This window comes from Streptomyces atratus, assembly GCF_040655115.1.
Classification (GTDB): Bacteria; Actinomycetota; Actinomycetes; order Streptomycetales; family Streptomycetaceae; genus Streptomyces; species Streptomyces atratus_D.
Window position 1 is genome coordinate 1 of record NZ_JBFAJH010000110.1, and the last position, 5873, is coordinate 5873.

Annotated in this window: 6 protein-coding genes and 2 pseudogenes; 5 read left to right on the top strand and 3 right to left on the bottom strand. The window is 67.6% G+C overall.

Going from position 1 to position 5873, the window contains the following annotated elements:
* Positions 1–70: 70 nt before the first annotated feature.
* On the bottom strand, positions 71–892 hold the full coding sequence (locus AB0I23_RS40860; protein ID WP_359118280.1) for a PP2C family protein-serine/threonine phosphatase: 822 nt from the start codon (positions 890–892) through the stop codon (positions 71–73).
* A gap of 727 nt (positions 893–1619) precedes the next feature.
* On the opposite strand from AB0I23_RS40860, the pseudogene AB0I23_RS40865 reads away from it, so the two are divergent.
* The 3 genes and pseudogenes from AB0I23_RS40865 to AB0I23_RS40875 form a co-directional block, all read left to right on the top strand.
* Positions 1620–1736, top strand: a pseudogene (locus tag AB0I23_RS40865) (PAS domain-containing protein); the annotation flags it as partial.
* Positions 1728–2033: pseudogene (locus AB0I23_RS41940) on the top strand (integrase core domain-containing protein); the annotation flags it as partial. The pseudogenes AB0I23_RS40865 and AB0I23_RS41940, both read left to right, overlap by 9 nt.
* A 598-nt stretch (positions 2034–2631) precedes the next feature.
* Positions 2632–2823 (top strand): hypothetical protein, encoded by a 192-nt coding sequence (locus tag AB0I23_RS40875; protein ID WP_359118282.1) that lies wholly within the window; start codon positions 2632–2634, stop codon positions 2821–2823.
* Positions 2824–3167: 344 nt separating this feature from the next.
* On the opposite strand, the gene AB0I23_RS40880 is transcribed toward AB0I23_RS40875, so the two are convergent.
* Positions 3168–3560: an ATP-binding protein gene (locus AB0I23_RS40880; RefSeq protein ID WP_359118284.1), complete on the bottom strand. Its 393-nt coding sequence runs from the start codon at positions 3558–3560 to the stop codon at positions 3168–3170.
* An 885-nt stretch (positions 3561–4445) separates the two neighbouring features.
* On the opposite strand from AB0I23_RS40880, the gene AB0I23_RS40885 reads away from it, so the two are divergent.
* Positions 4446–4784 (top strand): MerR family transcriptional regulator, encoded by a 339-nt coding sequence (locus AB0I23_RS40885; protein ID WP_267006447.1) that lies wholly within the window; start codon positions 4446–4448, stop codon positions 4782–4784.
* A 182-nt stretch (positions 4785–4966) separates the two neighbouring features.
* Here the strand turns inward: AB0I23_RS40885 and AB0I23_RS40890 are convergent, their stop codons facing one another.
* Positions 4967–5128: a hypothetical protein gene (locus AB0I23_RS40890; protein ID WP_359118286.1), complete on the bottom strand. Its 162-nt coding sequence runs from the start codon at positions 5126–5128 to the stop codon at positions 4967–4969.
* Between the two features lie 173 nt (positions 5129–5301).
* On the opposite strand from AB0I23_RS40890, the gene AB0I23_RS40895 reads away from it, so the two are divergent.
* The gene (locus tag AB0I23_RS40895) at positions 5302–5556 is read left to right on the top strand and encodes a hypothetical protein (RefSeq protein ID WP_359118287.1); all 255 of its coding nucleotides are present in this window, start codon (positions 5302–5304) and stop codon (positions 5554–5556) included.
* Positions 5557–5873 lie beyond the last annotated feature (317 nt).

The following is a 5873-nucleotide window of genomic DNA, read 5'->3' on the forward strand; positions in this document are numbered from 1 at the left end:
CCCGAAGGCGGCCTGGATCAACCAACCCGCCAAGGAGGAGCATCAGGAAGAACCCGCAGCCTGACGTGTCTCACCGGAATTGACAGGCACCGAGGTCCATCCCCAAGGGCAGTTGCGGGACCGTGGCGTCGAGTCGTGCCAGCTCCCCCCTGTGGACCAGGTACGGCGCCGGGTGCCCACGGTTGAGCAGGGTCAGCACCTCGCCGTCGGGGGAGACCTCGGCCAGCAGAGTGGTGGTGAAGTCCTCGCCCGGCATTTCCTCGGCCGTCCGGTCGGCCTCGCTGGCCAGAGCATCATCGAGGCGCTGCGCCAGCTCGTCCAGGGTCGGCGTGTACTCGGCCTCCTTGCGAAATGCTCCGATTGCGACCGACACTGCCGCAACGGCCTGGACCCCCTTGCCCCGCACGTCGCCGATGATCATGCGTACTCCGTACGGGGTGTCCTGGACCGCAAACAGGTCGCCCCCGATCCGTGCCTCCGCCTGGGCCGCCGTATAGCCCGCGGACACGGCGAGCGGGCCGACGCCCGTCGGCGGATCCGGCAGCACGGCCTCCGCGACATTCCTGGCCATGGCAAGATTTTGCCCCTGTCGCGCAATGAGCCGATTGACCGCCAGGGCCAGCGCTCCGATCAGGCCCACCACGGCCAGATCGACGTACAGTGCCACAGCCTCGCGTCCGTGATAGATGTCCATGCCCACCGTCACTGCACACGTCACGCAGGCGACCGAGGTGGCAGCGCGGAAAGACAGCATGGCGCCGGCGACCAGAGGTGCGGCTGCCAGCAGAGGGAGGCCCAGATACGGCCAGGGCGCAACGAGGTTCAGGACTATTCCGGCTACCAGGGAAAGCCCCGCGAGCAGCCATGGAACCCTCGCCGACGTGAGAGACAACCCATCTATCATCGGATTCCCTGCTGCTGGGTGCCACGCCCTCGCCCGGCACACTGCGTGCGTACCGCATCGCCGGTACGACCGATCAGGTCGGGCCCTCCATTCACCCTTGGACGCCAGACTCCGACCCTACCCGAATAGTCCGTTTCGTCCGCCCGTGTGGTGGTCGTTCGACTCCGGCACCGTGCGCTAACCAGCGGACCCGCACGTCTTCCTGGCGTGGATACCGAGCGTGCGTGCGCAGGTCGGCGCCCCCTTTGCGTGGCAATCAGGTGTGTCCGATCCCGCCATCCGACGAGGCTGGGGCTGTCGACCGTAGGGAGACCGGCACTCTTCCCCCGGCTGCGGTGGGGTGAGGGCGTCGTGTACTGCTGGAGGAGAACGATTTTTGCCGGCCCCGGGAGCGCTGATGACGCGTGTTGTCGTTGCCACCGTGGTTGGTGTGTCGCTGTCCGTGACCGAATGCAGGTGCACGTTTCGGCGGCACTTAAAGGCCGCGGACAAGAGTCGCTGATGCGGGACGCTCGGCCATCACCTTCGCCCAGTCCCGATCCGCCAGACGTCGGAATGGCTCGTCCGTCCTATCGGGTCGCGGCTGGTCAACGACGTACATAGAGGTCACTGCTCCGGACGGGGGCGTGAATCTGCAGGTGAACAATGAAAGGGTGATCCCATGGGCGCAGTACATGCCATTGCCCACCAGCCAGATAGCGCTTCTCCCATAGAAATGCCACGTATCGCCGTGGACAATCGGGGCGTGATCCAGGCGTGGAATCACGCGGCCCAAGAGCTACTTGGCTACAGTCGGCGACAGACCCTTGGCCGATCGGTCACTGTGCTGCTCGCGGATGGCGAGGCTTCCACTGCCGGGGATGGATCCCCTGCAGGGCCGACATGCGTGGACAGACACGGCGAGGTCACCTTGCGTCATCGTGACGGGCATCTGGTCTCCTGCTGCCTCCAGCAATTCGCCGCCCTGGCAGGCGAGTTCGGCGTTCTCCTCTCAGTCGGCCGCACCGGCCAGTGCTGGGACAACGCCCTCGCCGAGTCGTTCTTCTCGACCATCAAGCGCGAATTGCTCGGCACCGCTGCCTGGCCAAGCCGGGCAGCCGCCCACACCGCGATCTTCGATTTCATTGAGGGCTCCCCGGCCCGGACCGCGTCCGACGCTTCGGAGTCGACGGCCTGGTCCGCTTCGTGCGCCGCCGGGGTGCCCGGATCACACGGGCGAAGGCCGCGCAGGTCGTCGAGACCGCGCGCGAAGTCCTGAAGTTGCCGGAGGCGGACTGGAACGCCGCCAGCGGCCGTACTCGCTGCCGACGTGACCTTCTTCTTCGCGCTGGAGGAGGAGATCGCCAAGGCCACCGCGGAGTTGTCGACTGTCCTGCCCGACACTCCGGCGTGCGTCCTCACTTCGTTGCCCGGCGTCGGCATCGTGACCGCCAGCGCTTACGGAGCCGCGATCGGCGATCCGGCCCGCTTCACGAATGCTGCCGGCGCCTACCGTGCCCCGGCCTCGTCCCCATCGCCTACGAATCCGCAGGCAAGAGCCGCCGGGGCAACCGGATCAGCCGTGAAGGATCGGTCGAGCTGCGACCCGCGATCGTCGACCTCGGCCGTGGCATGGGCTTCCACCACGCCGACTTCGTCGCCTACCGCCGCCGCCTGCTCTCCGAAGGCAAGCGCTGGTCGCGACCATCGCAGTGGGCCACCGAGCCCACCGCCTCGCCTTCTCTCTGATGAAGTCAGGCGCCCCCTACAACCCGATCCGCTGGGTCCGTTCTGTCGCCGAGGGCGACGAACGGCGCCGTCAGCGACGTCGGGGCGACGGGCAGGCCCGTCATGGCGACACCCCGCCGGGGCCCGCCAGCGACGACGTGACCTGCCCGGCATCCGACACCATCGGCGCTCAGGAGGCCGAAGGCAAGTAACTCCGCTCCCCAGACGGAGAGCGGGCTTGGTGGCGGGGTGCCGGAATGATGTCGTCGTTCCTATGAGACCCGCCCACGGCGGGAATCTCGCCGAGTAGTAAGACACCGGCACCCTCCCATCGAGCGAGTGCGAAAGTGGTCACCTGAGCCGCCCTGCGCAGGGCGAGCACGCGTATGTCAGAGTGCACCGCCGGGACGCCCTGAGCCCTCGCCTCTGCCCGGACGAGCCCCATCCCCACCCCGGCGCCGTCGTCAACAATCCGACGCGCTTCACCCCAGCATGACCAGCACCAGATTGACTCAGCGTTCGGATTACTACTCGCACGGTCGGTACCGCCTCGGCGCTATCGGGCGAGGAGGGCGCTTACGGTCTTGCCGCCGGCTGCCTGGCGGGTCACGGCGGTGTCGCGGGCGAGGCGGTTGACCATGGGCCAGCCGAAGCCTCCGGTGCCGCCGTTCAGGTCGGGGGTGCGCATGCGCGGCGCTTGCGGGCTGCGGTCGTGCACGGCCACCTCGATGCTGTCCGGGTGCGCGGTCAGGTCCAGGGTGCAGGTGCCACCGCCGTGGCGCAGGGCGTTGGTGACGAGTTCAGAGACGACCAGGACCACGGTGCCGGCGGCCTCGGTTGCGAGCGGATGTACGAGACCTTCGAGGAAATCCCGGGCGCGCTCGCGTGCGCCGGCGATGGATGCCATGGAGCGCGCGGTTGCGACGTTGACGCTGCTCATCGTGTCCATCAGGCCACCCTGGTCTCTGGATCGTCAACGCCCGGTCCTGCCTGCCCGGTGCTTGTGCCCCGGCTTGCGGCCCGTTAACCCGATGATGACCGCCTTACTCCCGCCCTCCAGCACTGTTTCGAGGTGGATTACCTCACCGCCGAACACGCGAAAATCTATGTCGGCTGGAGTAGACATTGGGTGGTGGTGTGGTTATGGTTTCTCTCGTAGCCCAGAGAGACCGCGGGGCCTGGCAGAGACGAACTGCCGGGCAGCAGTACACGCAGTTGCAGTTCGCAGGACGGTGCGGTGGTGGAGTTTCGAAGCCAGGGTTGTTGCAGGACGGCGACGGGACTGACGACCGGACCGGGTGGCCCGCAGTGATCAGGGGCCGCCGTGAGCAGTACCGCAGTGGCAGTACCCGTAAGTGCAGGTCGAAGTACCCAGCAGTGAAGTCAGTGAGCAGCACCTCGGTGAAGGCGTCGGCTGCGGACGCGCGCACCGGGAGGTTCGGCAGTGGGGTTCTAAGCCAGAGCAGACGCACGACGGGCGACGGGGCTGGCTGCCGAAGAGTGGCGCCGCCGGCTGTCGCAGGCCACTGGGCAGTACAAGAGAGCAGTACCAGCAGTAGATAAGTGATTGATCCCAGAGGGAAGAACGGAGGAGCCAGGCGCCATCAGGATCGCCCGGGCGGACGTCTTGAGCCCGGGTACCGCAGGACATCGATAGTGAGGTGGTCTCCGGTCAAGCAACCGCGATCCCCGCACCCCCGACAGCATTCTGGTCGGGTCTGCGGAAACAGAAGGCCGGTGCAGTACCAGGGCCGGCAGATGGTGTAGCAGTTCCTTCGGGGCCCTGGTGCCAATTGGCACCAGGGCCCCTCCACGCGTTCCACAGAGAGGTGCAATGACAGCAGACGACTCGTACGGCCGTCTCGATGACGACGACTACCCCGCCTACACCATGGGCCGGGCCGCCGAAATGCTCGGCACCACCCAGGGCTTCCTCCGCGCCATCGGCGAAGCCCGCCTCATCACCCCGCTCCGCTCCGCGGGCGGCCACCGCCGCTACTCCCGCTACCAGCTGCGCATCGCCGCACGCGCCCGGGAACTCGTCGACCACGGGACCCCCATCGAGGCCGCCTGCCGCATCGTCATCCTCGAAGACCAGCTCGAAGAAGCCCAGCGCATCAACGCCGAACACCGCCGCACCGCCGAATCAGCGAACCCCACAACCGCGGCCTGAGACGGCTGAGACCTACCTGCCTCCCAGGAGCTTCGCGGCTGCCCTCCACACGTGCTGCCCGGGACGCAAAGCGTTCCGGGCAACTTCGTCCTCTGCGGTCCCGGGGCCGAGAGTGAGAACCGGGCCTCGATCCCCGCGAGTCCTTGTCGTCGACGACGTGATCGGGCCTGACGCGCGGGCGCTCAGTCAAGGACCGCGAGGTGGTCGGCGCCTCCGTGCCACTCGATCATGAAGAGGGTGGCGTCGTCGCTGGTGCGCCCGCTCCGTTCCCACTTCAGCGTGTGGGAGAGCCGGCGCAGATCCGCCCGCAGCCCCTGCGACGGCTCCTGCCCCAGGCGGTTCACGCAGCGGATGAGGCGTTCCTCGCCGAACTGCTCCCCTTCGTTGACGTTGCGCTTGCCGATAACCTCATCCGCCCTGGTCGGAGCTGGTGTGCGGGGTGTACGGGATGTCGAGCGCGGTCGGTCGAGTCTGCGCCGTCGCGCGGCTATCGATCAACGCGGCATGATGACCAACCGTGCTGCTGCGACTGGCCTACTTGGGCATGGCGAACGCGTTCGCCCTGCTGCGCCTGCTACCGATGAGCGATCGGGACAAGGACGTGGAGATCCTCGCCCTGCGCCACCAACTGTCGGTGCTGGAGCGCCAACTCGGTGAGGAGAAGGTGCGGTTCAGCCCGAGCGACCGGGCGTTCCTGGCGGCGCTGCTGCACCGGCTGCCGCGGGACGTGCTGCGGGGAGCGTGCGGTGTGGCGGTGGCTGGCCGCCGCTGAGCAGGACGAGGCTGCGGCCTTGGCACCGGGGGAGCGGACCCGGTATTACGGGAGGTTCACGGTCACCTCGGATGTCCGGGCTCTGCTCGGGCTGTGGAGGGGCAACGTTGCGGCCGTCCATCGTGAGCTGACCGCTCGCGCGGCCAGGGGCGAGGGTGACCCTCCGCCGTCGATTCCGACGCTGCATCGTGCGATTCGGCGTGATCTGTCGCTGGGGGAGCGCGGTGCCTGTCAATTCCGGTGAGACACGTCAGGCTGCGGGTTCTTCCTGATGCTCCTCCTTGGCGGGTTGGTTGATCCAGGCCGCCTTCGGGAGG